Annotated in this window: 27 protein-coding genes; 11 read left to right on the top strand and 16 right to left on the bottom strand. The window is 37.4% G+C overall.

Going from position 1 to position 26,122, the window contains the following annotated elements; genetic code table 11:
• The first annotated feature begins 28 nt into the window (after nucleotides 1–28).
• Nucleotides 29–973, top strand: coding sequence for a cupin domain-containing protein (locus tag HJG58_RS08030; RefSeq protein ID WP_046812626.1), 945 nt, complete (start codon nucleotides 29–31; stop codon nucleotides 971–973).
• 48 nt (nucleotides 974–1,021) lie between these two features.
• Here HJG58_RS08030 and HJG58_RS08025 read toward each other — a convergent pair whose 3' ends face one another.
• From HJG58_RS08025 to HJG58_RS08015, 3 genes are all read right to left on the bottom strand, one after another.
• Entirely contained in the window at nucleotides 1,022–2,887 is a 1,866-nt protein-coding gene (locus HJG58_RS08025) for a SurA N-terminal domain-containing protein (RefSeq protein WP_086264587.1), read from the bottom strand.
• A 131-nt stretch (nucleotides 2,888–3,018) separates the two neighbouring features.
• On the bottom strand, nucleotides 3,019–3,291 hold the full coding sequence (locus HJG58_RS08020) for an HU family DNA-binding protein (protein ID WP_001043034.1): 273 nt from the start codon (nucleotides 3,289–3,291) through the stop codon (nucleotides 3,019–3,021).
• 169 nt (nucleotides 3,292–3,460) lie between these two features.
• Complete coding sequence (locus HJG58_RS08015; RefSeq protein ID WP_086264586.1) at nucleotides 3,461–3,916, bottom strand: phasin family protein; 456 nt, start codon at nucleotides 3,914–3,916, stop codon at nucleotides 3,461–3,463.
• Between the two features lie 208 nt (nucleotides 3,917–4,124).
• Here HJG58_RS08015 and HJG58_RS08010 point away from each other — a divergent pair, with 208 nt between their 5' ends.
• The 8 genes from HJG58_RS08010 (at nucleotide 4,125) to fdx (ending at nucleotide 10,239) form a co-directional block, all read left to right on the top strand.
• On the top strand, nucleotides 4,125–4,772 hold the full coding sequence (locus HJG58_RS08010) for a hypothetical protein (RefSeq protein WP_170248507.1): 648 nt from the start codon (nucleotides 4,125–4,127) through the stop codon (nucleotides 4,770–4,772).
• A 109-nt stretch (nucleotides 4,773–4,881) separates the two neighbouring features.
• A complete protein-coding gene (locus HJG58_RS08005; protein ID WP_002117915.1) occupies nucleotides 4,882–5,355 on the top strand; it encodes an Rrf2 family transcriptional regulator in 474 nt (157 codons plus the stop codon).
• Between the two features lies 1 nt (nucleotide 5,356).
• Nucleotides 5,357–6,574, top strand: coding sequence for an IscS subfamily cysteine desulfurase (locus tag HJG58_RS08000; RefSeq protein WP_170248506.1), 1,218 nt, complete (start codon nucleotides 5,357–5,359; stop codon nucleotides 6,572–6,574).
• Between the two features lie 66 nt (nucleotides 6,575–6,640).
• The gene (gene iscU / locus HJG58_RS07995; protein WP_002117907.1) at nucleotides 6,641–7,027 is read left to right on the top strand and encodes a Fe-S cluster assembly scaffold IscU; all 387 of its coding nucleotides are present in this window, start codon (nucleotides 6,641–6,643) and stop codon (nucleotides 7,025–7,027) included.
• Nucleotides 7,028–7,057: 30 nt separating this feature from the next.
• Nucleotides 7,058–7,378 carry an iron-sulfur cluster assembly protein IscA gene (iscA, locus tag HJG58_RS07990; protein ID WP_017386859.1) on the top strand — a complete coding sequence of 107 codons (321 nt, stop codon included), beginning with the start codon at nucleotides 7,058–7,060 and terminating at the stop codon, nucleotides 7,376–7,378.
• An 89-nt stretch (nucleotides 7,379–7,467) separates the two neighbouring features.
• The gene (gene hscB, locus HJG58_RS07985; protein WP_170248505.1) at nucleotides 7,468–7,986 is read left to right on the top strand and encodes a Fe-S protein assembly co-chaperone HscB; all 519 of its coding nucleotides are present in this window, start codon (nucleotides 7,468–7,470) and stop codon (nucleotides 7,984–7,986) included.
• A 37-nt stretch (nucleotides 7,987–8,023) separates the two neighbouring features.
• Complete coding sequence (hscA, locus tag HJG58_RS07980; protein ID WP_170248504.1) at nucleotides 8,024–9,883, top strand: Fe-S protein assembly chaperone HscA; 1,860 nt, start codon at nucleotides 8,024–8,026, stop codon at nucleotides 9,881–9,883.
• A 17-nt stretch (nucleotides 9,884–9,900) separates the two neighbouring features.
• Complete coding sequence (gene fdx, locus HJG58_RS07975; protein ID WP_002117947.1) at nucleotides 9,901–10,239, top strand: ISC system 2Fe-2S type ferredoxin; 339 nt, start codon at nucleotides 9,901–9,903, stop codon at nucleotides 10,237–10,239.
• A gap of 59 nt (nucleotides 10,240–10,298) precedes the next feature.
• Here the strand turns inward: fdx and HJG58_RS07970 are convergent, their stop codons facing one another.
• From HJG58_RS07970 to HJG58_RS07935, 8 genes are all read right to left on the bottom strand, one after another.
• Entirely contained in the window at nucleotides 10,299–11,759 is a 1,461-nt protein-coding gene (locus tag HJG58_RS07970; protein WP_170248503.1) for an adenylate/guanylate cyclase domain-containing protein, read from the bottom strand.
• 56 nt (nucleotides 11,760–11,815) lie between these two features.
• A complete protein-coding gene (locus HJG58_RS07965) occupies nucleotides 11,816–12,250 on the bottom strand; it encodes an HIT domain-containing protein (RefSeq protein ID WP_170248502.1) in 435 nt (144 codons plus the stop codon).
• Between the two features lie 201 nt (nucleotides 12,251–12,451).
• Nucleotides 12,452–15,913 carry a transcription-repair coupling factor gene (gene mfd, locus HJG58_RS07960; protein ID WP_170248501.1) on the bottom strand — a complete coding sequence of 1,154 codons (3,462 nt, stop codon included), beginning with the start codon at nucleotides 15,911–15,913 and terminating at the stop codon, nucleotides 12,452–12,454.
• Between the two features lie 134 nt (nucleotides 15,914–16,047).
• Nucleotides 16,048–16,404 (bottom strand): hypothetical protein, encoded by a 357-nt coding sequence (locus tag HJG58_RS07955; RefSeq protein WP_086264580.1) that lies wholly within the window; start codon nucleotides 16,402–16,404, stop codon nucleotides 16,048–16,050.
• 80 nt (nucleotides 16,405–16,484) lie between these two features.
• Nucleotides 16,485–17,417, bottom strand: a complete 933-nt coding sequence (locus HJG58_RS07950) for a Dyp-type peroxidase (RefSeq protein ID WP_170248606.1) — start codon at nucleotides 17,415–17,417, stop codon at nucleotides 16,485–16,487.
• Between the two features lie 143 nt (nucleotides 17,418–17,560).
• Nucleotides 17,561–18,340 (bottom strand): glutathione S-transferase N-terminal domain-containing protein, encoded by a 780-nt coding sequence (locus HJG58_RS07945; protein WP_170248500.1) that lies wholly within the window; start codon nucleotides 18,338–18,340, stop codon nucleotides 17,561–17,563.
• Between the two features lie 24 nt (nucleotides 18,341–18,364).
• Nucleotides 18,365–18,871, bottom strand: coding sequence for a ribonuclease E activity regulator RraA (gene rraA / locus HJG58_RS07940; RefSeq protein ID WP_060465720.1), 507 nt, complete (start codon nucleotides 18,869–18,871; stop codon nucleotides 18,365–18,367).
• 12 nt (nucleotides 18,872–18,883) lie between these two features.
• The gene (locus HJG58_RS07935) at nucleotides 18,884–19,549 is read right to left on the bottom strand and encodes an NAD(P)H-binding protein (protein WP_032034910.1); all 666 of its coding nucleotides are present in this window, start codon (nucleotides 19,547–19,549) and stop codon (nucleotides 18,884–18,886) included.
• 212 nt (nucleotides 19,550–19,761) lie between these two features.
• Between HJG58_RS07935 and rpsT the strand changes: the two genes are divergently transcribed.
• Nucleotides 19,762–20,028 (top strand): 30S ribosomal protein S20, encoded by a 267-nt coding sequence (rpsT, locus tag HJG58_RS07930; protein WP_002117906.1) that lies wholly within the window; start codon nucleotides 19,762–19,764, stop codon nucleotides 20,026–20,028.
• A 57-nt stretch (nucleotides 20,029–20,085) separates the two neighbouring features.
• Here the strand turns inward: rpsT and HJG58_RS07925 are convergent, their stop codons facing one another.
• Both HJG58_RS07925 and HJG58_RS07920 read right to left on the bottom strand, forming a co-directional pair.
• The gene (locus HJG58_RS07925; protein WP_002117975.1) at nucleotides 20,086–20,820 is read right to left on the bottom strand and encodes a histidine phosphatase family protein; all 735 of its coding nucleotides are present in this window, start codon (nucleotides 20,818–20,820) and stop codon (nucleotides 20,086–20,088) included.
• 57 nt (nucleotides 20,821–20,877) lie between these two features.
• Nucleotides 20,878–21,735 carry a 3'(2'),5'-bisphosphate nucleotidase CysQ family protein gene (locus tag HJG58_RS07920; RefSeq protein ID WP_170248499.1) on the bottom strand — a complete coding sequence of 286 codons (858 nt, stop codon included), beginning with the start codon at nucleotides 21,733–21,735 and terminating at the stop codon, nucleotides 20,878–20,880.
• Nucleotides 21,736–22,030: 295 nt separating this feature from the next.
• Here HJG58_RS07920 and HJG58_RS07915 point away from each other — a divergent pair, with 295 nt between their 5' ends.
• Entirely contained in the window at nucleotides 22,031–22,399 is a 369-nt protein-coding gene (locus tag HJG58_RS07915; RefSeq protein WP_005069482.1) for a hypothetical protein, read from the top strand.
• A 59-nt stretch (nucleotides 22,400–22,458) separates the two neighbouring features.
• Here the strand turns inward: HJG58_RS07915 and HJG58_RS07910 are convergent, their stop codons facing one another.
• From HJG58_RS07910 to HJG58_RS07900, 3 genes are all read right to left on the bottom strand, one after another.
• Nucleotides 22,459–23,118, bottom strand: a complete 660-nt coding sequence (locus HJG58_RS07910) for an SOS response-associated peptidase family protein (protein ID WP_170248498.1) — start codon at nucleotides 23,116–23,118, stop codon at nucleotides 22,459–22,461.
• 109 nt (nucleotides 23,119–23,227) lie between these two features.
• Complete coding sequence (locus HJG58_RS07905) at nucleotides 23,228–24,961, bottom strand: ABC transporter ATP-binding protein (protein ID WP_170248497.1); 1,734 nt, start codon at nucleotides 24,959–24,961, stop codon at nucleotides 23,228–23,230.
• 12 nt (nucleotides 24,962–24,973) lie between these two features.
• A complete protein-coding gene (locus tag HJG58_RS07900; RefSeq protein ID WP_086264575.1) occupies nucleotides 24,974–26,116 on the bottom strand; it encodes an ABC transporter permease in 1,143 nt (380 codons plus the stop codon).
• Nucleotides 26,117–26,122 lie beyond the last annotated feature (6 nt).

The following is a 26,122-nucleotide window of genomic DNA, read 5'->3' as shown; positions in this document are numbered from 1 at the left end:
TAATAAAATAATGATTGATCATATAAACATGGATGCACTAAGTAAGTTTTTTGATGATATTCACCTCAATAAGTCTGAATACATCTATTTAAAAGCTCAAGGAGAATGGGCTTTTAAAACACAAGATCAATCTGCTTTACTTGCCTATATTGTTTTAACTGGTTCAGTATATATTCAACTTAATGCTTCAGAAAAAATAATTGCGACAGCAGGAGATATTATTTTAATACCTTCTGGAAAAGCACATAGTGCCACTGACTCAAAATCAACAGCGAATAAACTAGTAGATTCAATAGATATTACTTCGTTTTTTAATGGTCATAGACAAGACGCTATTGAGTTTGGCACCTCCTCTCAAGATACAACCTTATTGCTCTGTTTGCGCTGTCAGATTGATACTCATATGGCAGGCCCTTTGATTAATGCATTGCCTTCTATCATGCATATTCAACATGAAAATCAAACCAACCCACCCGAATGGCTACAAATTGGGCTTTATTTTTTAGCGATTGAAACTCAAAAAATCAGGCCGGGACATGACAAAATTATTGATCATTTAGTCAGTATTCTTCTCATTGAATGCATTCGTGATCATGTTCAACAAATGACAGATCAACAAAACTGGCTAAGTGCATTAACCCACCCTGAATTGAGTAATGCCCTATCTGCTATTCACAGCCAACCAGAAGTTGCTTGGACAGTTGAGTCTTTAGCAGAACAATGCTGTATGTCCCGTTCAAAATTTGCAAATCTATTTAATAGTATTATTGGGGAACCACCTCTCACTTATTTGCAACATTACCGTTTCCGCTTAGCTAGCCAATATCTACGCACAAGTAATTTTTCAATTCAGCAAATATCAAACAAAGTCGGCTATTCATCCGAGACTGCTTTTAGTCAGGCCTTTAAAAGAATTTTTGATTTATCACCTAAACAATATCGACAGCAATATATCGAACATCATCTCGATTAATAGAAAATAAAAAAAGCGCCGAAGCGCTTTTTTTATTTGATCAAATTATTATTTAATTTTTGCATGTGATTTTAAATATTGGCTGTAATCTTCCAATATTTGTTGACCACGTGATTGGCGATAAAGTTGTTTTAACTGTTGTAACTGATCGGCAGGAATGGCATTTACAGCTGATGAATTTACATTTGAAACTGCAACTACTACAAGCTCATTTGGTAAGTTTGCTGTTGTAACAGACCACATACCTGGCTTAGGTGTAGCCAAACTAAATGCAGCACGTTCAATTTCGCGTTTTAAACCTTGTGATCGAGTAAACACACCAGCTGACTCAAATGCGACTTTGTTTTTAGCAACCACCTGGTCTGCAGGTTGAGTTTTAAACTCAGTCAACATAGTAGCAATTTTTGCTTGAGCAGCCTTACGCGCTTTTTCATCGATAACTTTTGCTTTTGCTTCATTCATCGCTTGCGCTAATGGTTTTACACCAGCTGCGTGGTAATCACGTACTTTAACCCATACCGTATCACCATTCGCTAACTGAATATTAGAGGAAGTATTACGGTCACCATTCTTCACATCATCATTAAATAATTTAATTTTGACGCTTGGATCACTTAAATATGGATTTTGAGTAGCTAAAGTTACACCATTTAATGATTCAACTTTTGTACCTTTTACTTCTTGGACAACAGCTTCTAAAGAATCATTGCCAACAATCGTTTCATTCAAACTATTTACGGTATCTGAATAAACGGTCGCAACTTTATTCTTCTCAACCTCAGCAGTTAAACGAGCCTTCTCAGCTTCAAATGAAGGGATTTGGTTAGCTTGAGTTTCTGCTTCAATAATATGATAACCATATTGTGTTTTTACTGGCTGTGAAACTTGTCCATTTTTCAAACTTAAAACAGTTTTATCAAATGCATCCGAGAAAACACCTGGTGCATATGCTTCAACTAAACCGCCTTTTGCTTTTGAACTAGGATCTTCAGAGAACTGTGCCGCAGCTTGTGCAAATGAAAGACCACCCTGAATTTTCGCATAAACTTCTTTTGCCAGTTTTTGAGCCGCTGCATCATCACGAGCATCAGTAGTAATTAAAATATGCTTCACAGTTCGCTTAGCATCTTTTTTCTGAGTTTCAACAAACTTAGCATATGCTTGCTGAAGTTCAGCCTCAGTTGCAGGGGCTGGTTTCGCTATCATTGAAGGAGACAATACAACATAATCAACATCAACCGAAGCCTGTTGCTTAAACTCACCTTGATGCTTGTTATAATAATCTGTAGCTTCTTGATTAGAAGCAGTTAAACCTGTTTTGTAAGCATCTAATTTAATGCTAGCTAAATGTAATGTACGTTGTTCAGTTTGCAAATTCGCAATTTGCATGAGATCAACTTTGCTTACTAATGAGTAGTCAGTAAATGTTGATGTTAACATTTTCAAAGCATGATCTTGACGTAGGCTTGATATCAACCCCTGACTCGTCATGCCAATCGAACGTAAGTAGTTTTCATAAAGTTTTTGTGAAAATTGACCATTCTCTTGCAAACTAGGCTGTTGAGCTAACATTTGCTCAATTTGAGCATCACTCAGAGAGATACCTAATTTTTCAGCTTGCTGTATCAATAAATTACGTGACACTAAAATATCGAGTGCCTTAGCCTGAATAACAGGCAAATTGAGTAAACTCTCATCCCCTTTAACAGCAGCTAAATATTGTTCTTTGTAAGACTGAGTTAAAGTTTCAAGGTCTTTTTTAGATATTTCTTGGCCATTTACTGTCTTAGCAACATCAGCCTTGTTTCCCCTATTAAAATATCCTTCAATACCTACAAGTGCTAAAGGGGTCAAAAACAAAATTAGAAGGACTTTGCCGAGCCAACCCTTAATGACTGTACGAAACGATTCCATAAGTATTCCAATATTTTATTTCGAGGAGAATTTTAACTGAAAAACCACAATCAATGAATGAGCAATATTGGTCAATTCAGATATTTAATAAAAAACGCGCCTATTCTGGCGCGTTTATTCATCTTAAAAGATTAAGCTACTGAATCTTTAAGACCTTTACCAGCTTTAAAGCTAGGTACTTTTGTTGCTTTAATTTGAAGCTCTTCACCAGTTTTTGGGTTACGACCAGTACGTGCAGCACGTTCTTTAACACTGAAAGTACCAAAACCAACTAAAGTTACTGTGTCACCTTTTTTAAGTGCTTCAGTAATTGACGCAATTGTCGCATCGAGTGCCTTGCCTGCATCAGTCTTAGATACTCCCCCTTTTTCAGCAATTGCATCGATTAATTCTGATTTATTCATGAATAAAACATCCTCTTAATATCGTTTGTTTAAGGTCCAAGGCTATAGTTTAAAAGGCCATGACGCCTTTATAGCAATGCTTTAGGGGAAAACGCAATACTAGAGCAGGGCTTTTAGCAAAAATAAATGCTAAAAAACTGTTATATATTTGCTAAATCCCAACATTTTTTTACTTTTTATTCAATTTTGCTTTCAACTGTTGATTTTCTTCTATTAAAGCATCCACCTTAATATGCAGTTGTACAAGCAACTGTTCGATATGTTGTAAATCCTTCGGTGTCACCAATCCAATACGATTTAAAGAGTGATTAACACTCGTATCAAGAATCTTTTCTACTCTGTCTTTTGTTTCAGATACAGACTCTTTTGCCTTTTCTGTGACCTTACCGACAGTATTGTCTGCTAAGTCTCCAGTTTTTGATTCTAGCTCCTCACCTACTTTAACTAAGGAATCAAACAGCTTATTTCCTTCTTCTTCCGCACGAGAAAAAGCGCCTAATCCAGCTAACCAAATTTGCTTAGTATACTTCCTAAAATCCAAAGCTGATTTTCTTGAACTTTTTGATTTTAATTTATTTTTTTCTTCCGACTCTTCTATCTGGGTATCTATATTTGCATTATCCATTAATCTAAACTCCTAATCAGATGAGAGAAATGATGACTGATTTGACCACAAAATATTTCTATAATATCAAAGTAAAGACTTGATCCATTTACAAAACTGTTCTACAAAGCAAATAAGTCATGTAAATATATTTAACACGACATTGTGTTAAGTTTGGGATAGGATGTCCCATTCTTCAGTTAATTGCTATTTCTAAGGATAAACTTTTATGAGTGAAACGCAACAAAGACAAAAACATCCGCGTCTGTTGCTAAATATTGTTCTAATTATCTTAGAAACTTTTTTTTCATTTATTCTCACCCACGATGGTGCCCTTCGCTTGCAAGCGAAAAAGTTTATTTTGAACAAAACAACGATTCGTATTAATAGCTATTTACCTTTCTTTGATTTCTATGTTCAATTTACAGAAAAAGGTTTGTTATTCGATATTCACTCTTTTGATAGACGTATTGATCTTGAGATCAATAGTACGCTTATTGATCTAATTAAAATTTTCGGATTTTCTAATCAACGCAGTCTAAAAAATATGCGTATTGATGGTGATGAGGAAACGAAAAAGGAACTTTTAGATTTAATTTCTCATGTGACTCTTCCAAAATTGCTAGTTGACTGGAAGCAGTGGTTTAACACCCCAGATGATGAAGCTGAAACCCTTGCTTCACGTAAACGAATCGCCCCATTACTTGAGAAAATTGATCAACAAAGATCAGAGATCAACTCCCTTCACGTGGAAATTAAACAATATCAAAATCGAATTAATCGCTTACAACGACGTCAACGAAATATTAACTTCTCCTTTGGTATAATTAGCCTAATATTTATTGTTTATTTCATATATAATTTGTGGGTTGCCTAATTTATTTTTCTATTTTGTTCCTACACTTGAATTAAAAATAAAAAAACTTGACTATTTTAGTCGGGATTCATAAAATCCTATTATCTAGTCTTAACATGTGTATCGAATCATGCGCCTTACAACTCGCGGTCGCTACGCAGTGACTGCTCTACTTGATTTAGCTTTGCAGCCAACTGAACAAACGATCACGCTCGCCGAAATTGCCGCACGCCAATCCATTTCAGTTGCTTATTTAGAACAGTTATTCGCAAAACTTAAGCGTCATGGGTTAGTTTCTAGTGTTCGTGGTGCAAATGGTGGTTACCATTTGGCTCGAAATGCTGATGAAATTACTGTGTTAGAAATTATTGAAGCTGTAAATGAAACGGTTGATGCAACACGTTGTGACCATAAAGGTAATTGCCAAAATGGTGCAATGTGTCTCACTCATGATTTATGGCAAGAACTCTCTCATCATATTGCCGACTATTTAGCAAAAATCTCTCTTGCCGACCTCATTAGCCGAGACAACGTTCAAACTGTTGCATTACGCCAAAATGTAACTGGCACAGATTCAGCTCTTTTATCGGGTACAGGTATTTGATATGAAACGTCCAATTTATCTTGATTACGCAGCAACCACTCCAGTAGATCCGCAAGTTGCAGAACGTATGATGGAGTGTTTAACTTTCGACGGTACCTTTGGTAATGCTGCGTCTCGTTCACACGCTTATGGCTGGCAGGCAGAAGAAAAAGTTGAATATGCACGTGAGCAAGTAGCAAATTTAATTAAAGCTGATCCACGTGAAATCGTTTGGACTTCTGGTGCAACTGAATCAGATAACCTTGCCCTTAAAGGTGTAGCTCAATTCTATGCATCTAAAGGCAAACATATTATTACAAGTAAAATTGAACACAAAGCTGTTCTGGATCCTTGTCGTGAATTAGAAGAACAAGGTTTTGAAATTACTTATTTAGAGCCAGAACCACAAACAGGTTTAATTACTCCTGAAATGGTTAAGGCTTCCCTTCGCCCAGATACTATTCTTGTTTCTCTTATGATGGTAAACAATGAAATTGGTACAGTTACAGATGTAGCGGCGATTGGTGAATTAACACGTGCCAACAAAACATTTTTCCACGTAGATGCAGCGCAAGCAGCTGGTAAAGTTGATATCGACTTATCTACGATGAAAATTGACCTTATGAGTTTCTCTGCTCATAAAATTTATGGTCCAAAAGGTATCGGCGCATTATATGTACGTCGTAGCCCACGTGTTCGCCTAAAAGCACAAATCCATGGTGGTGGTCATGAACGTGGTATGCGTTCTGGTACTTTGGCTACTCACCAAATCGTTGGTATGGGTGAAGCTTTTGAGATTGCAGGCAAAACAATGCATGCAGAACAAGAGCGTCTCCGTAAACTTCGTGACAAACTTTGGAACGGTTTACAAGACCTTGAACAAGTGTTCTTAAATGGTCACCCAACTCAAAACGTTGCAAACTATTTAAATGTTAGCTTCAACTTTGTTGAAGGTGAATCTTTAATGATGTCGCTTAAAGATGCTGCAGTATCAAGTGGTTCTGCTTGTACTTCTGCAACTTTAGAGCCTTCATATGTTCTTCGCGCATTAGGTTTATCTGATGAGCTAGCACACAGCTCAATCCGCTTTAGTTTTGGTAAATACACAACTGAAGAAGACATTGACCACGTGCTTACAATTACCAAAGCCGCTGTTGAGAAATTACGTGAACTTTCTCCGCTTTGGGATATGTACAAAGAAGGTATCGATCTTTCTACAGTTGAATGGGCAGAACACTAATTATTGAAATTAGTGTTTTAACCCTCATATTAATATTAGGCTGACCCCGAGGTTTGGAGAAGCGAAATGGCTTATAGCGAAAAGGTAATTGATCATTACGAAAACCCACGTAATGTTGGTGTTTTAGATAAAAACTCTGAAAATGTTGGTACAGGCATGGTGGGTGCACCTGCATGTGGCGACGTGATGCGTTTGCAAATTCAGGTAAATGATAGTGGTGTGATTGAAGAAGCACGCTTCAAAACTTATGGTTGTGGTTCTGCAATTGCATCAAGCTCACTTGTAACTGAATGGTTAAAAGGTAAGACTCTTGATGAAGCTCAAGCGATCAAAAATATTGATATCGCAACTGAGCTTGCTCTTCCTCCAGTAAAAGTTCACTGCTCTGTACTAGCTGAAGATGCAATTAAAGCTGCGATTGATGATTACCGCAGTAAAAAATCTAAAGCTTAATTTGTTACCATTGTAAACGTTGGAGTTTTCATGATTCATTTAACTGAAAATGCTGCGACTCATATTAACAATTACCTTAAAAATCGAGGTAAGGGTGAAGGCATTCGCGTGGGTGTGAAAACTTCTGGTTGTTCTGGGTTGGCTTATGTTCTCGAATTTGTTGATTCTGTCGATGAACATGACCAAGTTTTCGAACAATTTGGCGTTAAGGTTTTTGTAGATCCAAAAAGTCTTGTCTATTTAGAAGGCTTAGAAATGGATTACGTAAAGAATGGCCTTAACGAAGGGTTCGAATTTAACAATCCCAACAAAAAAGGTGAATGTGGTTGCGGTGAGTCTTTCACTGTATAACTCCCTCTCTCCTTACATCCTTTTCATTAAAACAGTGACTTTTTATAGCACTGTTTTAATGTATTTAATTAATGTGGACCTCCTTTCTAATGAATCATTTTGAGTTGTTCAATTTACCCGTAGAACTCGATATCGATTTGGCGAGCTTAAAATCTAGTTTCTTAAGTTTGCAGCAGCAATATCACCCAGATAAAGCAGAAGATAAAGATCAGGCATTGATCAAATCAAGTGAAATCAATCAAGCTTTTAAAATACTTTCGCAAGTAGATAGCCGCGCTGCTTATCTATTAGCGTTAAAAAAGCAAGATCACCACCTTGATCAATCCATTAGCGATTTTGAGTTCCTACAATCAGCTCTAGAGCTTCGTGAGCAACTTGATGAAGCAACTTCACAAGAGCATTTAAGTACTCTTAAGCAAGAAGTTTTTCAGTGGATTGAGGGCTTAGTTCGCGAATTTAAAATTGACTACTCAGATGAAGATTGGGGCGAAGCTCGAGATACTGTACGTAAATTACGTTTCTTTCAGCGCGTTCTTAACGATATTGAAAAAGCAGAAGATCAAATGTTGGATGATGAAGACAACTTTGATTTAGATGATGATTTTTAATTTGCTTTTTCCAATTTATATTCAAAGGATTTAACTCATGGCACTTTTGCAAATTGCTGAACCGGGTCAATCCAGTGCCCCACATGAACACCGCATTGCGATTGGTATCGACCTAGGAACAACACATTCTTTAGTTGCGACAGTGTTATCAGGCAAACCAAAAGTCCTTAACGACGAAAAAGAAAGAAGACTTCTTCCTTCTATTGTGCATTATGGAAATGATGTCACTCATTATGGTGAAGAAGCGAAACCTTTCATTATTGCTGATCCAAAAAATACAATTGTTTCTGTAAAGCGTTTTATGGGACGCTCAAAAGCAGATATCAAATTTCAACACCCGTATGAATTAGTGGGTTCTGAAAATGAGATGCCAGCTTTCGAGACACGCTCTGGCCGCAAAACACCTGTTGAAATTTCAGCTGAAATTTTAAAACAACTAAAAGAACGTGCTGAATCAAGCTTACAAAACCCAGTAAATGGAGCGGTAATTACTGTTCCAGCCTATTTTGATGAAGCACAACGTCAAGCAACACGCGATGCTGCACAGCTGGCTGGTTTGAATGTATTACGCCTATTAAATGAGCCAACTGCTGCTGCTGTGGCTTATGGTTTAGATCAAGAAACAAATTTAGCTACAGATCATAACTATGTGATTTATGATCTAGGTGGTGGTACTTTCGACGTATCAATCCTACGTTTTTCACAAGGTGTCTTTGAAGTATTAGCTACAGGTGGTCATACTGCTTTAGGTGGTGATGATTTAGATCGTCTCATTGTTAAATGGGCTAAAAAACAATTAAATATTGATACGCTAAGTGATGAGAGCTATGCAGTATTTATTGTTGCTGCTCGCCAAGCGAAAGAACAACTTTCTACACAAGAATCAGTTCAATTAAAACTAGTTGAAAATGTACTAACACTTGATCGCTCAACCTTTGAGAGCATTATTCAAGTTGCTTTAGACAAAACAATCAGTGTTTGCAAACGTGTTTTACGTGATGCAAAACTTGAATTATCAGATATTCAAAATGTTGTTTTAGTTGGTGGCTCTACCCGTTCGTATGCTGTTCAGCAAGCAGTTCGTAATGTGTTTAACCAAGAACCACTTTGCACGATTAATCCTGATGAAGTAGTTGCAATTGGTGCTTCTATTACAGCAAATCAATTAATTGGAAACAGCCAAGACGGTTCGCTACTTTTAGATGTTACTCCTCTTTCCCTTGGCTTAGAAACCATGGGTGGATTAGTAGAGCGTCTTATTTCTCGTAATACAGCTATTCCGGTTGCTCGCCGCCAAGAGTTTACTACTTATCAAGATGGCCAAACTGCCATGCTGATTCATGTAGTTCAAGGTGAAAGAGATTTAGTCGAACACTGTCGATCGTTAGGAAGATTCGTTCTTCATGGCATTCCCCCAATGACTGCTGGTCAAGCACGTATTGAAGTTACCTTTCAGGTAGATGCAGACGGCTTGCTTACCGTTTCAGCTCGTGAAACAACTTCAGGTGTACAAGCTCAAATTGATATTAAACCATCTTATGGTTTATCAGAGTCTGACACTGAACGCTTATTAATTGAAGGTTTCCAACACGCAGAAGAAGACAAAAATCTGCGTCATTTAAAAGAAACCAAAGTTGAAGCTCAACGTGAGCTTGAAGCATTAGAACAAGCTTTGAAAGTTGATGCTGATTTACTCAATGCTGAGCAGCTCGAAGCACTTAAAACCGCTGAAAATATGCTTAAAGTACAACTTGATGGCAATGATATTCAAGCGATTGAAAAATCTGTAGAACAACTTAAAGTACATAGTGATGCTTTTGCTGCACTACGTATGAATCGACATATTGACCACGCCTTAAAAGGTACAAAACTTGAAGATTGGTCAAATTCAAACTAAAGGTATAGGTGATCAATATGCCCCGCATTAAAGTACTTCCTCACGCTCAATTTTGTCCTGAAGGTGCAGAATTTGAAGTTGAACAGAATGCAAATCTTTGTCAAAGTTTGCTGGATCGAGGAATTAAAATCGAACATGCATGTGACATGTCATGCGCTTGTACAACATGTCACGTAGTAGTTCGTAAAGGTTTTGATAGCCTAGAAGAAATGGATGATGTTGAAGCAGATCTTTTAGATCGAGCTTGGGGTCTTGAACCAGATTCTCGCCTTTCATGCCAAGTAAAAGTTGTGGATGAAGATTTAGAAATTGAGATTCCTAAATATACAATTAACCATGCTTCAGAAAATCATTAATCGTGTTAATAAAAAAGCTGCTTTAAAAGCAGCTTTTTTATATTTTATAAACTCTAAACTTAATCTTGTTGGTCTATTTGTAAAGGCTTAACTTCATCTTCAAGTCTTAACTGCGCTATACCTTGAGTATTCACTAAAGTTTGTTGAACTTTAATTCGTTGAATCATTTTCTCAAGCACTTCTACTAATTCAGGATATTCATAGTTTTGTACTTCTTCTAAGTTAAGTACCAAATGAAAGCCTTTATACTCATAATCAAACCATTGCTGATGATCTGACTTATTCCCTGTATATTTCTCCATCACTTGCCATGTCTTTACCGCACCTTGAATACCTTTTAGATAAATCGGTGTTTTTGGAGCACAGAGGAAATCACTTTTGATTAATTGATAAGTATCGTCTGAAATTAAGATTTCATCTATTTCAGCAGCATATTGCAGACGAGCCGCTAAATTTACATCACGACCCACAATCGTATAAGCCATACGATGGGTTGCCCCATAATTTCCTACGTGGCAATAACCAGTACTAATACCCATTCGGATATGCAATGCTGAGTAACCCATCTTTTTCCAGCGCTCGCGCAACAATTTCATTTGCTGACGCATAGCGATTGCCATTTCTACACATGCTTTGGCATCTTGTTCCACACCTTGTGAATTTGGATCACCAAAAAATATCAGGATGGCATCTCCCATAAATTTATCGACTGTGGCTTCATACTGTTTAGCGATTTCCGTCATATGACTTAAATAATCATTAAGCAAGAATGCTAAATCATCTGGAATTAAAGTTTCTGATAACTCTGTAAAACCCTGAATATCAGAAAAAAACACTGTCATTTTTTTACGCTTATATTCAATCTTTGCTTCAGCCTCACCGCGCATAATAGACTGCCATAACTGTAATGGCGCATAACGGCTTAATTGATTAGCAAAAGCAATATAGCGGGTCATTTGGTCATAGTAATGTTGACGCTGCTGACTGATTTTTTTTACCCAACGATGCTGGTAGTAGTTTCCGATGGTAATAAACATAACCAAGCCAAGAAGTGTAATTACAGTCAACTCTTGGCTAGTAGGCTCAAAATATGTATAAAAACCAAATAAAAAGAATGTACTTAAATAAAAAATAATCGCGCCTAACAAGCTGGTCAAACAAATGACTGCGAAAGAAATACGGCTATTAATTGCTGAATAAAATAATGCAAAAAGTGCAATAAATGTAGGCACCAAATTGAGATGCAGACCTGCTAAGGTAACAGCTACAACAATTGCATCGATTGCAAAGAAAACACTTTTTTGAGTTTTTTTATCGAATTGGTACTGAAGCCAATGTTCTAACTTCGAACTAATAAAAAGCAAGAATAGGAAAAAAGGTGGAACATAGATCTGATAATTTGTATTAGGTGAGGTAAAAGCATAGATCACTAAAATTAAGGACAGAATTGAATATCCCATCAAACGATGAAAATATGCAAACTGCTTGGGCTCTCTATCGATAAACCTCTCTAATTGCACCCTATCCTCCACACCTCAATGTAGCCACATTCATATAAATGTGGCATTGCATTGATTTAGTCCATGCGCCAATCAAATGGCATATCACCTTGACCACGTAACGCAAGCATAAGAGTTTGACGCATATGAGCCAGCACATCATTTGTATAAGGAACCACAGGTGTACCCCATACTGGTTTAGGCCATGCAACATCATTCTGATAACGTACCACATGATGGAAATGCAATTGAGGCACCATATTTCCCAAAGCGGCAACATTCATTTTATCAGCGCGGAATACACGAGATAGCTGGCTAGATAACCAACTTGATTCACGTAAAAACTGTTCTTGGTCAGCTTGGCTCAACTCATATAATTCTGTGATTCCCGGCACACGAGGGATTAAAATCAGCCAAGGGAATTGCATATCATTCATTAAACGACATGTTGAAAGCGGGAAATCGCCTACAAAAAAAGTATCTTGAGCAAGTTGTGGATGCAAACTAAACATATCTTTTATAAATGACAATAAACAATAATGGCTAATACTATCACATCAGTTTTGATGTGAGTATTGCTAGTGTCTGGTTTGATTACAAATAACAATGATTTTATGCACTTATTACCCCAACAGACCGAGAAATCGTGCATAAAACTCTGTTATCAACATACAAAGAATTTATATGGAATGAAAATCACTTTAAAACACTATTTAAGCATGTAATTCATTCAATAATTTCGCTAACAAATCATTAATAAATTGGATCCGTTTTTCCTGTTCTTCAAGCTGAACCATAACCTTTAAACGTTGACCACCTTCCATACGATAATAGGTTGGATGCTTTTGCATGAGTTGAATAATACTAATGGCCTGAACAGGTGTATCAGGCGAGAATTCAATATTGCCACCTTGCGTATTAATATCGATCTTAGTAATCCCTAGCTGTTCAGCTTTCAGTCGAATTTGGTGAACACTAAATAAGTGTTTAACTGATTGCGGTGGAACTCCAAAACGGTCAATAAGCTCCATACGGATATTGTCGAGCTTTTCTTGGGTATCTGTATTACTAATACGCTTATAGAATAATAAACGCTGATGCACGTCACCTAGATACTCATCTGGAATCAGTGCAGGAATGTGTAAATTAATTTCTGCAGTTAATGATAAAGGCGCATCAAAATTCGGTGTTTTACCTTGCTGAATCGCTTTAGTAGCTTTTTCCAGCATTTCCATATATAGGCTATATCCAATTGCCTGCATTGAGCCACTTTGCTGCTCACCTAAAAGCTCACCTGCGCCTCGAATTTCTAAATCTTCTGTAGCCAGCATGAAACCAGCACCAAGAGTTGAAGCACGTTGAATTGCATCTAGACGTTTTTCAGCATCACCTTTTAAATGCTTTATGGAAGGAACCAATAAGTAGGCATAAGCTTGGTGGTGTGAACGTCCTACACGGCCACGTAGTTGGTGTAATTGAGCTAAACCAAGTTTGTCAGCCCTTTCTATCAAAATAGTGTTGGCATTTGGAACATCAATTCCGGTTTCAATAATGGTTGAGCATACCAATACATTGTATTCTTTGTGGTAGAACTGTTGCATGACTTGCTCAAGTTCTCTTTCCCTCATTTGTCCATGTGCGACGGCTACACGAGCTTCAGGGACAAGCACACGAATATTTTCAGCTGCTCTCTCAATCGTATCAACTTCATTGTGCAAGAAGTATACTTGACCACCACGTAGTAACTCACGCAAGATCGCTTCTTTAATAGATGCTTCGGTATGTTCTTGTACAAAGGTTTTAACAGCTAAACGACGGGCTGGCGGTGTAGCAATGATAGATAAATCACGCATTCCCGAAAAAGCCATATTAAGCGTACGTGGAATTGGTGTAGCTGTAAGCGTTAACATATCTACATCTGCACGTAATGCTTTAATACGCTCTTTATCACGCACCCCAAAACGGTGCTCTTCGTCGACCACCATTAAGCCTAAATCTTTAAACTGTACATTTTCTTGTAAAAGTTTATGGGTGCCCACCACAATATCGACTTTGCCTTCAGCAAGGTCTTCAATATTTTTCGTATGGGTTTTATTTGAACCAAAGCGTGATAGTACTTCGATACGAACAGGCCAATCGGCAAAACGGTCTTTAAAAGATTCATAATGCTGTTGAGCAAGTAATGTCGTCGGTACTAATACAGCGACTTGCTTACCATTTTGCACCGCAACAAATGCCGCACGCATCGCAACTTCTGTTTTACCAAAACCAACGTCCCCACAAACAAGTCGATCCATCGGTTTAGCTTGTTGCATATCATAAAGCGTCGCTTCAATAGCATTGGCTTGATCAAGTGTTTCTTCGTACGCAAATCCACTCGCAAATTGCATATAAAGCGACTGATCGACTTCAAAGCCAAAACCAGGTTTCGACTGACGACGTGCTTGTATATGTAGCAACTCTGCTGCAACATCATGAATTTGTTCTAAAGCTTTACGTTTAGCCTTACTCCATGCGTCAGTTCCAATTTTATGTAATGGAGCTAAATCTGGATCCCCGCCACTATAGCGGCTAATCAGATGCAAGTTGGTCACAGGCACATAAACTTTTGCCTCTTCAGCATAGTCTAGTTGCAAGAATTCATAATCTTGGCCTTCAATTGCCAAAGTAATTAATCCAGCATAACGCCCAACACCATGATCGATATGAACAACAGGAGCGCCTATACTTAATTCGGTCAAACTACGAATTAGAAACTCTTCTGAAACTTCTTGCTGACGTTTACGACGACGTTGAACTACGCGATGCTCATATAACTGATTTTCCGAAATAACCGACAATTGATCGGTTAAAAGCAAACCACGGTCTAATGGCGCATTCGTAATCGCAATCGCAAACTGACTTTTCTGGAATTGCTCAAAACTATCTACACTAGGAATATCTCCCAGACTGGCACGCAAACCATCTCTTAAACTTTCTCGTCGACCAGCACTTTCTGCAACCAATAAAACAGGATGATTTGCTTCATCAATATATTTTTTAACTACCGCAAATGGTTTGTCTTTTTTCGGATCAACTGGCAACTTAGGTGGTTGCTCAACCTTAAGATTTAGAGCCCCAACTTTTTCTTCAACTGCTTCAGCGCTCACAAGCATACGTGGGAACTGATTTAAGGCACTTAGTAAGTTATTTGGTGCAATAAATAACTCATCAGGAGGGAGAATTGGCTGGTCTGCGTTATGGCGCCTATCTTCATAGCGACGAAAAACTTCTTTCCAAAAACTGGTTAAATCAGTATCCACATCATTATTTGTAATTACAATGCAATTCTTTGGAAAGTACGTTGTAAGTGTACTTTGAGATTGCATTTGAGTTTTATCAAAAAATAACGGTAAATAAAACTCGATTCCCGGAGATGCGATTCCATCAAGAACATCTTGGTAAATTGGGTTTTTCTTAGGATTTGCGGTCGGAAAAAGTTCAGAATAACGATCTCTGAAAATGGAACGAGCTTCTTTTAATGGGAACTCTTTCGCGGGAAGAACTGTAAAACTTTTTAAAGTTGTGGTGGTTCTTTGTGTTTCTGGATCAAAGAATTTTAATGTATCAATTTCATCATCAAACAGGTCAATACGGATAGGTGCATCCTGACCAGATGAAAAAATATCCATAATGCTGCCACGTACAGCAAACTCACCATGGTCGTAAACTGTATCTACTAAATGATACCCAGCTTGTACTAAACGTAGCTTCTGTTGTTCTAAATCAAATTTTTGCCCCACACGTATATCAAAATGCTCACCTAAAACCCAAGAATAGGGTGCAACTCTTTGAGCTAAAGTACTTGCTGAAATGAGCAATACACCTTTTTGCGGCATATTGGATAAAATCGCGAGACGTTCTGAAACAATATCTTGATGAGGTGACAAACGGTCATACGGCAAAATCTCCCAATCAGGGAAAATTGTCGGTTTTATGCCATAAAATTCAAGTTCACTTTCTAACTGAGCAACATGTTGGTTATTTCGAGCTACTATAACGAGCAAAGATGAATGCTGAATTGCAATTTCTTTGAATAATAATGCAGCAGATGAACCTAATAACGACCCTACCCAACGCTTTTCACCGGCTTTGAGCTGTTGTAAATTCAATTGAGAGATTTCTTGTTGAAACATGTATATGGCTTTTATCAGCTAAGAAGATATGAGCTCAATAGTAGCATGATGTTTTTAGTGAAATGAGTTATTTTTTTGAAAATCAAACTACTAGTTGGCCCTACTTTTTATATTTTTTAATCAATCAACTATGATTATTTATCACGCAAAAACAAAACGTAATATTGATTCAATATTTGTATAATCGCTTTGAGTTGAAGTAGTTTTTCTTGAGTATTTTCTAATCTTGCAACATAACGCTGTGTTGCAATTTCTAGATCAATCTTTTCATTAATTTGTGGCGTAATTTGAAATAACTTTTGAAGATTATCAAAATTCTGTAATTTACGGTTTGAGAAATATTCCAGATGCTCTGACCATTTCTGATTAATCAATACATCATTAATGATAGGCCCACGTTCAGAATCAAATTTTAATTGGTTCTCTTGCAAGTAAATTTGTTCAGGTGTCTCTTTCGAGCCTTGAAAAAGCTGCGTTATCTTTTTAAACATTTCATCACATCATATTTATTTCAATTTAAATGATGGAAGTATCTAGTCCCTTCCATCATTTAAGTCTTCTAAATTAACGACTATTCATCGCCCAAATCATCAAGAAAATCTACAGTCGGTACAAAAAATAAAGTACCTGTTTGAGCAGTACTAAAGTCAAGTAACCGATCTAGGTTACCATGCTCGTTGCCTAGAAACATGTTCTCAAGCATTTGTCGGGTTGTACTAAATTTACGCGAGTAGCCAATAAAGAATGTGCCATATTCATTTCTAGAAGGATTTGAAAAAGGCATATTAGCTCGCATAATTTTAAGTTCATTACCTTCCGCATCATGAGCTTTACTAACCACATTATGAGCAGTTAAAGGTTTTTCATCATCGCCGAGCTCAACATCATTGAACTTTTTACGGCCAATCACTTTTTCTTGCTCTTCGTCAGTTAATGAACGCCATTTGTCCATATCGTGTGTATATTTCTGGATAAAAGCATAACTTCCCCCGATAAAATCAGGATCTTCATCGCCTACTAACGCCCACTGCGCTGCAATAACAGGTTCAGGATTCTCAGTCCCATCCACAAAGCCAATAATTGCACGCCCATCAAAATAACGAAAACCATGAACTTCATCAATTGGATAAGTTACCTTACCAAGCTGTTGATTAATTATATTGCCCAGCTCGTAACATAAAGTCTGACGATCAGCACGTATATGAAAAAATAAATCACCTGGAGTTGAGACAGCCGTGTATTTCGGACCTCTAATTTCTTGAAATGGTTGTAACTCTTGAGGCTTGGATTGCTCTGGAAATAATATATCCCATGCATTGGAGCTAAAACCTAAAGTAGCATTAAATTTACTATCTGGATAACGGTTAGTTAAACTTCTGGTTAGTGCTGAAAAATTAGCAGCAAAATCTTTTACTTCTTCTATTACAGAATCACCTTGAGCTAGTCCCAATACAATAAATAATGCATTTTCACCAGCAGCACTCGTTACAGGTTGAATTCTCATACATTCCATAAAATATGCCTTGTTAGGTATTTAAGCTTATTAATTTAGCATACTCATATTTTTTTCATACAAGCTGTTAAGAAATCTGATGTTAATAAGAGTTTAAGTAAAACGCCTTAAACTCTTACTCAAATTAACCTCACTCAACGTCCATATTGCTTTTTTAAATACTTTACGATTTGAGCTGACTCAAACATCTTCACTCCCGTATTTGGATCTACCAAATACGGCACCTGCATTTTATCCTGCATAATCGGTAATAGCTTTTCCCTTTTTCCACCTTCTAAAGGTATATATTTACCCGGTTTTAAGCGAAGAATAGCAGGTCCCATATCTTGCCATCTCTCTTTTGCCACATTATGCAAAATATATGGTAGCTCAAGTTCAGAGAGTAGACTTCTTACAATTCGTGAATACGGACTTGCTTCAAAACTCCATAACTCAAGTTTTTGTTCAGGTGAAGCTCTATTAACAATTTTTTTATTTATCCATATTCCACGAGCTCCATTTAATATAGTTCCTGCAACTGCAACATAAGGCATGTTTGGGTAACTCGAAAATTTCTGCGGTGTTTTCCCGGTCTTACCATAATGTTTAAATAAATGATGAATAATATCCTGTGATTCATATAGCTGATCGCCAGTATTTTCATCAATTAAAAATGGAAACTGTAATTTACCGCCTTTTTCTTTTACAACTGAACGATACTTTGTTCCACCTTTAGGACATGGATAAATTTCAACGTCCAGATTCAAAAGTGTAATCACTTCACGAACGCGACGACAAAATGGTGAACCTTCAAATTCATATAATTTCAAAGCCTTTACAGGCTGTTGCGGAAATGCTGTTCCTGAAACACCTCTACCACCTTCAGCAATTGCAGATACAACTGCTTGAAGTACTTTAATTTGATGAATCACCATCGTGCCTTCCTTTATATTAGAGAATTAGACTAATTTTTCTTTTGCTATCACAATCCCATTATTATCAGCATAGATAAAATCACCAGATTGAATTGTGACTCCACCAAAATACAAATTAATATCTACCTCACCAATGCCCTTACGATTACTTTTTTGCGGAATTGCAGCCAATGCATGTACTCCCAAATCTAAGGTCGCAATTGCATCAACATCTCGTACACAACCGTAAATCACTACACCATTCCAGTTGTTTTTAACTGCTGACTCAGCAATCAAATCACCCATAAGTGCACAGCGCATAGATGCACCACCATCAACAACTAATACTTTACCTGTACCATCTGTTGCCAATAACTCTTTTACACGTGAGTTATCTTCAAAGCACTTTACTGTTACAACCTGCCCCCCAAAAGTTTTACGTGCTCCATAACTTTGAAAGAACTTGCCATCCATTGATGGGATTACAACCTGTAAGTCTTTTTCAGGGTTATCATCTAATAAATCACATGTTACAAATGGTACTGTTGACACTTTAATACTCCCTTATCGAGTTTGTTGTATGCTCAGATTATCATATCGTTTAAAGGCTTCAATTTGCGTTAGCGCCGCTACGACCATCGTATGAGCCAATTGCTCCGCAGTTACTGGCTTATATTTGAATGGCTTTTGAAATTTATTCTCGATAAGTTTAAATAGACTTTGTCCTAAGTCTTCAATAAACCGTACATCGCTGCGTTTACCAATCAGTAAAGACGGTCTAAAAATTGATAGTTTTTCGAGTTCTAAACTCTCAATATAATCTTCTAACTGTCCTTTCACTTTATTATAGAAAATTGGAGAATTTGCATTTGCTCCAAGGGCACTCACTAGCAATAGATGAATATGTTTATCTTGTACTAAATCTGCTAAATGAGCATTGATTTCATAATCCACAGCGTAAAAAGCCTGTTTTGAGCCTGCCAATTTTAATGTCGTTCCAAGACAGCTAAATGCATGGGTATGGCCATTCACATCTTCATCATTGAGCAATAAAAAATCCTCTATAACGAGTTGAGTAACTTTTTTATATGTATTAAGTAGTTGTGATTCTTTTCTCACCACAACAGTAATCGCTTCAAATTCTGGTGTTTGCTCAAGCTGTTCGACAAGCGCTAAACCCACAAGCCCCGTAGCACCTATCACAATTGCTTTTTTAGTACTTATAGTCATTTTTTATCCAACCCTCTTTAAGTTTGTATCAAATTTAACCTTTTCTTACCGTTTTAGCAGCCCCTAAAACCGCTTAAAATGCTCGCAAGGCTTGACTTCACGGTGTTGATTCATCACAATATGGCACTTGTTTACGGGCTGGTGATGGTTACACCAGTTTACTGAATTGACCACAGCCCGCCCAGACCAACTTATTTTCAAGGAGTGCAAGAGTGGCAAACTCTGCTCAAGCTAAAAAACGTGCGCGTCAAAACGTTACAGCGCGTAAACACAACGCAAGCTTGCGTTCTATGGTTCGTACCTACATCAAACGTACTTTAAGTGCAATCGCTGGTGGTGATTATGCTGTTGCTACAGAAGCTTACAAAAAAGCTGTTCCTGTAATCGACCGCATGGCTGATAAAGGCATCATCCACAAAAATAAAGCTGCTCGTCATAAGAGCCGTTTAAATGCTCAAGTTAAAGCGTTAGCTAACTAATTTGAACATGTAAAAAAAGCCCAATAGGGCTTTTTTTATTATCTATCGTTTTTGAGCTTATAGCACTTTATGAAATTTAGCTACATTCAGCTCATAGGCCTTTCCTCTCCAAATCCACTTTAATTTACAATTTGGAAACTCTTCACCTTCAAACCAGACAAATAATCCTTCCATCATTTCCGGCCAGTCTTCTTTCTTAATTTTATTCTCGCCAGAAATTACAGCAACAATTGCTGCAATAATCGTGTCATGACTCACGGCTAAACTAAGACCGCCTTTAGTTTTTGGATGAGTCCGGTAAATAAGCTCTAGTACATCTAAAACACCAGTAATGGGATGTTTCATACCAGGTAATGCATTATTTACAAAACTATTAATAAAACCTAAAGCGCCCTGCTTTTTAAAATAAGGAGCAGCTTGTTGTATATCCAACACAAAGCTACCCGGTTCAACAAGTAGCCCTTGCTCAATAATTTCAATCGTATGAGTATTTGATTGAGGACTTACATCGTCAGCCCCTTCAATCATGAGTGCCGCCGTATCGACACAGCGTTGTATTGGACTTGAAATACAATGCTGAATAACACGATCTGTATTTTTGATTAAGTAATTACCCCATGCCTGCGCAAGCTCACGTCCTTGAGGAGTAAGTTGGAGATCATAACCAGCCAAGCCCTGCCCATCTACAAGTTCTCTTAAAGAATGGCGCGTAAATAAGGTTACAGGAGTTGAAGCATCGGGCAATAAATCAATTGCTTCAAACATACTTTTAGGCAATAAATCGAGTGCCATCTTTATCTTGTCATCTTTTTTCAATACTTTGCCACTATAACATGTCTGGCATAACTCTCAATCGATAACACCTGATTGGGCTAATGCTTCAAATGCTATTTTTTTGCTTTCCTGATCACGAAAAGCGATAAAGCCCTTATTTAAAACCGTGCTTCTTTGGTTATATTCAAAAGGTTTTCCATCAAGAGTAAGTAAACCACCGCCTATACTTTCTAACAGACCTTGACCAGAACTGGTATCCCATTCAGAAGTAGGATGAAAGCGTGGGTAAATATCAATTTCACCTTCTAACATCATACAAAACTTATAGGCACTCCCAGCTTCTCGTCGAATAATACGATGTTCTTTTTCAATAGGTTGAATAAATTTTTGGTATTTTGGATTTTTACTACCGTGACTAAGTCCTATTTGTATAGGTGCATCTAGCGAAGTTGAACTAACCTGATATTGATACCATTGTTGTTGGCTAAAGCTATATTTAAAAGGTAAATCTTGCAGATATCCTAAGTACACAACTTGTTCACATGGCACAGCAATAACGGAGAAAACTGTTTCTTTGCCGTTGATCAAGCTTAGATTGATCGTAAATTCATCACGTTCATGTATAAACTCTTTCGTACCATCAAGCGGATCTAACATCCAACAAGTAGACCAGTCATGACGGGCACTATAATCACTTTCTTCAGACAATACAGGCAAATCTGGAGTAATCTCGGCCAGATGCTTTAATAAAAATCTATTTACCTTTAGATCTGCTTGGGTTACAGGTGAATCATCTTGCTTTTCATGAATAGTAAACTCATAACCCGCTGAATAGTTTTGATATTCTTCTAGTAAAATCTGACTCGCCTGTTCCAAAATCGGCAGAAGTTGATTAATTAAATTATCTTGTGGGCGCGTAGTTGTTATAAACATAAATATGCTCTACATAGTTTCATTTCTATTATAGGTGAATTATGAACAATTCTATATTCGCCAACAGTTTGATTTACTAAAATAGTCATTTATCCTAATCATTAGCATCGTTACTTTCCGCCTATGCTATTGAGGTAATATGAATAATTTTAATATTTATAAAAGTCTTTATTCCGTACAAAAAACAATCTATAAGTTATGAAAAATAAACAACTTAAATCAGATTTATCCATTTCCTTTTCATATATTTCTTGGTATGTTCAAGGACACAATAACAAGATGGAAGAAAGTGCACATGATGCTATATGGATATCATTTCTCAACAATAGAACATAACTGGGAAGACCTTAAGCCCTTAAATGAGTTTCTACAAACATTTGCAGATGATGATGGTGATGTTTCAACACGAGATAAAGAATCTCTCAAAGAAATCATAGCGAAATCTGATACAGCTTTGGCTCTCGCTAGAGAAATGGGTTGGGATGGTAGTTATACAGGCTGCCCTTATCTATTCTGGTTACCAAGTAAAAATAGCCAATCTTTTGAATATGGCTTTGTATTTAAACAGACCTCAGATAATACAACTTTTGTGATTTCACCGATTGAATTGAGCTATTTAGCTGAAGATTCTGAAGTACAAACATTAAGTAAAAATATTGAATAAGTGATATAGGTTATTGATTCAAATTTGACATCAATAACCTCATCTTAATTTTAGATAGATTAGTCAAACATACTTAACTGTGGTGTCGGTTTTATAACTTTTTCTTTTGGGACATGAGAGCATTCAAACTCTTCAACTGGAAAACCTTCAATGAAGCTGGAAATATCTGGTGTTTCTAAACTTAACCACTCTTCTAGTCGATCATGTGGAATCACAATAACTGATCGTTTAACATCGCCTGGTTCGTGAAAGTCTTTCATCATGGGATGGTCTATGCCGTCCATAGTTAACATGCTTGCAGAACGAATAACCGTCTCATTAATTTTGCAAATTTCATAGATTGCTGCGATGAAAAAAGCCTGCCCATCTTTACGGCGAACACCCCACCGCTCAGGTTTATCATTTATATACTTACTTTCATAAAATTCGTTCACTGGAATCACACCGAATTTACATTTAAGTGCGGCTTCTTGAAAGCTAGGTTTTTGAAAAATAGTCTCATGACGGGCATTGTAGGTATGTTTTGCTATGTTTGTATCTTCAGCCCATTTTGGAACCAATCCAAACATCACTTCGCGCCACTCAAGCCCTTGTGATGATTTGAATAATAGTGGCATTGTTCCAGCAGGATAAACCTCTTCGGCATAGCTAAAGCCGACCACAGGCAACTGAAGTTGCTGTAATTGGGCAAGCGTTGAAGGTTTAAAATTAGCGCACATAACAAGAATAAAATACTCTACATTTACTTCTTTTTTATTTTATAAGCATTTACCACATAAACCAAATAAAAAGGCACTCGAAAGTGCCCTTAACGACATAACTTTACGCTTATGAAACGTGTTGAATCCCTTGAGGAATCGCCTGTAATAGTCGTTTAGTATAATCATGTTGAGGATGTGCATAGAGTTCATCTGAATTAGCTATTTCAACAACCTCGCCATGATTCATGACCATAACCTGATCAGAGATATATTTCACGACCGATAAATCATGTGAAATAAAGATATAACTCAGCCCAAACTCATCTTGTAAGTCTTGCAATAAATTAAGTACTTGTGCCTGAACTGAAACATCGAGCGCAGAAACAGATTCATCACAAATTAAAATTTCAGGCTTTAGCGTTAAACAGCGTGCAATGGCAATACGTTGACGTTGTCCACCTGAAAACTCATGTGGATATCGGTAGTAAGCTTGTTCAGGTAAATTGACTCGCTCAAGCAAACTAAGCGCAATTTGTTTGCGCTCAGCATCATCTTTACCAATACCATGAATTTGCATAGGCTCTAGTAATATCTGCCCGATGGTAAAGCGTGGATTAAGAGACGCATAAGGATTTTGAAAGATGATCTGGATTTTCCGTTGATATTTAGCAAACTCTTTTTCAGTTAATGAAAGAATATCTTTACCTTCGATAAAAGCCTGCCCACCAGATGCCTGATGTAAGCGCATGAGTAATAGCCCAATGGTCGTTTTACCTGAACCTGACTCACCGACTAAACCCAAGGTTTTTCCTTTAGCAAGTTTAAAAGAAACTCCTTTAACGGCCTGAAACTCTTCTTTGCCAAATAGGCCTTTACGGCTATAAAAACTTTTTTTCAGGTCTTTTACTTCTAAGATGATTTGCTCATCACCATTTAAACCACGTTTGCGCTCGGGAATTTCTGAAACGTCAAAACTTTGTTCGACCAATACATCTTCTTCTTGACGCATAAAATCGCTCGTCACAGGCAAACGATAAGGTCGTTGTGACATTTGCGGGCGGCAATATAACAAAGCTCTCGTATATACATCTTTAGGCTGTTCAAGGACCTGATCAGCAGCACCTTGCTCTCTAATCTCGCCATGACGCATTACAATGACTTTATCTGCAATTTCACCAACCAATGCTAAATCGTGGGTAATAAAAAGCATCGACATTTGACGGCGCTTACGCAATGACTCGAGCAAATCAATAATTTGCTTTTGAATTGTGACATCAAGTGCAGTGGTAGGCTCATCAGCAATCAGCAGTTTAGGTTCACAAGCAATCGCCATAGCAATCATGACACGTTGCTGTTGACCACCCGAAAGTTGATTTGGATAAGCATCAATTTTAGTTTCAGGTGAAGGAATACCTACTTCTTTAAGCAACTCTAAAACACGTTGTCGAGCCTGTTTACGGCTCAACCCCATGTGTAAACACAAAACTTCTGCAATTTGATTGCCAACCGTAAAAACAGGATTTAATGATGACATCGGCTCCTGAAAAATCATGGCTATGTCTTTACCACAGATTTGTCGCATCTCTTTACGGGATAAGCTCAGTAAATCTTTTCCTTCAAATATAATTTTACTTTGCTCATCAATTTTGCTCTGACCGACAGGAAGTAATCCCATAGTTGCCAAAGAAGTAACCGATTTGCCGCTACCCGACTCGCCAACTAAAGCAACTGTGGTATTTGCTGGAATATCAAAGGAGATTCCTTTTACAGTTTCGATATACTTTTTGTCTTCACCTTTAAAGCTTACACGTAAATTTTCAATGTGAAGTAATGGCACATTCTTATTTTCTTGTTTTGACATTAGGGTTTCCTCTTATTTTAGTTTTGGATCTAATGCATCACGAAGAGCATCAGTAAACATAGAGAATGCAGTAACTAAAACAGCCATTGCGACAGAGGCTGCTACAAGCTGCCACCATTTGCCTAAAAGAAGTTCACTTTGTGCCTCATTTAACATGCTCCCCCAAGACACTACGCCTACCGGTACACCGAAGCCTAAGAAACTCAAAATGACTTCAGATTTAATAAAAGACACCACCAAAATTGACATCTGAACCAAAGCAATATGGCTGACATTAGGGAAAATATGAATGAACATACGACGGAAATGTCCAACACCAATTGCTTTAGCAGCCAGAACGTACTCACGTGCAGTATGCTTCATATATTCTGCACGAATTAAACGATAAACACCCGTCCAGCCCGTTAAACCTAAAATCAGAACAATGGATAAAATGCCTTTTTGTTGAAGTACGGCAGCAATAGCGAGAACTAATAATAAATATGGGATTGAGGTAAAAATGTTATAAAACCAGTTGAGAATATCATCCACCCAACCACCGAAATATCCAGAAATTGCGCCTAAAAGTGTACCAATCCCTACTGCAAGTAAAGCCGATATCACCCCAACAATAATTGAAGTTTCAGCACCTTTAATAGTTTTCTTTAAAACGTCCTGTCCCCATTTATCAGCTCCAAAGACAAGGGTACTTTTAAGCTCTGCTTGCTGATCAAGTAAATGTCCGCCCAGTTGCTGATCGATAGCTTTCATATCATCGGCTAATGGGTCAACTACACCATAATAATCAATTGCACTTCCAGCACTCTTTTCTTGTTTAATTTCAGCCTTAAGCTTGTTAATTACATCTTTTAAAGGATCAACTGGGTTTTCTGGTAATTCCTCCTCAATTGCTGCTGAATTTTGTCCAGCTTCTGTTGTCTTATCAGCTCCTATAAATGTCGGTGGTGCATAACTGACTGCAACCTCTTTATTCCAGTCAGATGCAATCACACCAGTCATTGATAGAAGCAAGATAATAAAATAAAGCAATACAATCACTAGTGATGACATCGCGATCTTGTCTGCCCGAAGACGTCGCATGGCAAGTTTCCACAAACCAGATGAATGAGCTTCAGCTTTTGTTTGTTGTTTTCTTTTTGATAAAACGCTCAGCATAGCCCA

This window comes from Acinetobacter geminorum, from assembly GCF_013009345.1.
GTDB lineage: Bacteria > Pseudomonadota > Gammaproteobacteria > Pseudomonadales > Moraxellaceae > Acinetobacter > Acinetobacter geminorum.
This window is presented reverse-complemented; position numbering and strand designations above follow the sequence as displayed.

Bases quoted from the DNA above. Each gene is read 5' to 3' on its own strand.
- HJG58_RS08030 (WP_046812626.1), top strand. From the start codon at position 29: ATGGATGCACTAAGTAAGTTTTTTGATGATATTCACCTCAATAAGTCT.
- HJG58_RS08025 (WP_086264587.1), bottom strand. From the start codon at position 2,887: ATGGAATCGTTTCGTACAGTCATTAAGGGTTGGCTCGGCAAAGTCCTT.
- HJG58_RS08020 (WP_001043034.1), bottom strand. From the start codon at position 3,291: ATGAATAAATCAGAATTAATCGATGCAATTGCTGAAAAAGGGGGAGTA.
- HJG58_RS08015 (WP_086264586.1), bottom strand. From the start codon at position 3,916: ATGGATAATGCAAATATAGATACCCAGATAGAAGAGTCGGAAGAAAAA.
- HJG58_RS08010 (WP_170248507.1), top strand. From the start codon at position 4,125: ATGAGTGAAACGCAACAAAGACAAAAACATCCGCGTCTGTTGCTAAAT.
- HJG58_RS08005 (WP_002117915.1), top strand. From the start codon at position 4,882: ATGCGCCTTACAACTCGCGGTCGCTACGCAGTGACTGCTCTACTTGAT.
- HJG58_RS08000 (WP_170248506.1), top strand. From the start codon at position 5,357: ATGAAACGTCCAATTTATCTTGATTACGCAGCAACCACTCCAGTAGAT.
- iscU (WP_002117907.1), top strand. From the start codon at position 6,641: ATGGCTTATAGCGAAAAGGTAATTGATCATTACGAAAACCCACGTAAT.
- iscA (WP_017386859.1), top strand. From the start codon at position 7,058: ATGATTCATTTAACTGAAAATGCTGCGACTCATATTAACAATTACCTT.
- hscB (WP_170248505.1), top strand. From the start codon at position 7,468: ATGAATCATTTTGAGTTGTTCAATTTACCCGTAGAACTCGATATCGAT.
- hscA (WP_170248504.1), top strand. From the start codon at position 8,024: ATGGCACTTTTGCAAATTGCTGAACCGGGTCAATCCAGTGCCCCACAT.
- fdx (WP_002117947.1), top strand. From the start codon at position 9,901: ATGCCCCGCATTAAAGTACTTCCTCACGCTCAATTTTGTCCTGAAGGT.
- HJG58_RS07965 (WP_170248502.1), bottom strand. From the start codon at position 12,250: ATGTTTAGTTTGCATCCACAACTTGCTCAAGATACTTTTTTTGTAGGC.
- mfd (WP_170248501.1), bottom strand. From the start codon at position 15,913: ATGTTTCAACAAGAAATCTCTCAATTGAATTTACAACAGCTCAAAGCC.
- HJG58_RS07955 (WP_086264580.1), bottom strand. From the start codon at position 16,404: ATGTTTAAAAAGATAACGCAGCTTTTTCAAGGCTCGAAAGAGACACCT.
- HJG58_RS07950 (WP_170248606.1), bottom strand. From the start codon at position 17,417: ATGAGAATTCAACCTGTAACGAGTGCTGCTGGTGAAAATGCATTATTT.
- HJG58_RS07945 (WP_170248500.1), bottom strand. From the start codon at position 18,340: ATGGTGATTCATCAAATTAAAGTACTTCAAGCAGTTGTATCTGCAATT.
- HJG58_RS07935 (WP_032034910.1), bottom strand. From the start codon at position 19,549: ATGACTATAAGTACTAAAAAAGCAATTGTGATAGGTGCTACGGGGCTT.
- HJG58_RS07925 (WP_002117975.1), bottom strand. From the start codon at position 20,820: ATGGCACTCGATTTATTGCCTAAAAGTATGTTTGAAGCAATTGATTTA.
- HJG58_RS07920 (WP_170248499.1), bottom strand. From the start codon at position 21,735: ATGTTTATAACAACTACGCGCCCACAAGATAATTTAATTAATCAACTT.
- HJG58_RS07915 (WP_005069482.1), top strand. From the start codon at position 22,031: ATGATGCTATATGGATATCATTTCTCAACAATAGAACATAACTGGGAA.
- HJG58_RS07910 (WP_170248498.1), bottom strand. From the start codon at position 23,118: ATGTGCGCTAATTTTAAACCTTCAACGCTTGCCCAATTACAGCAACTT.
- HJG58_RS07905 (WP_170248497.1), bottom strand. From the start codon at position 24,961: ATGTCAAAACAAGAAAATAAGAATGTGCCATTACTTCACATTGAAAAT.
- HJG58_RS07900 (WP_086264575.1), bottom strand. From the start codon at position 26,116: ATGCTGAGCGTTTTATCAAAAAGAAAACAACAAACAAAAGCTGAAGCT.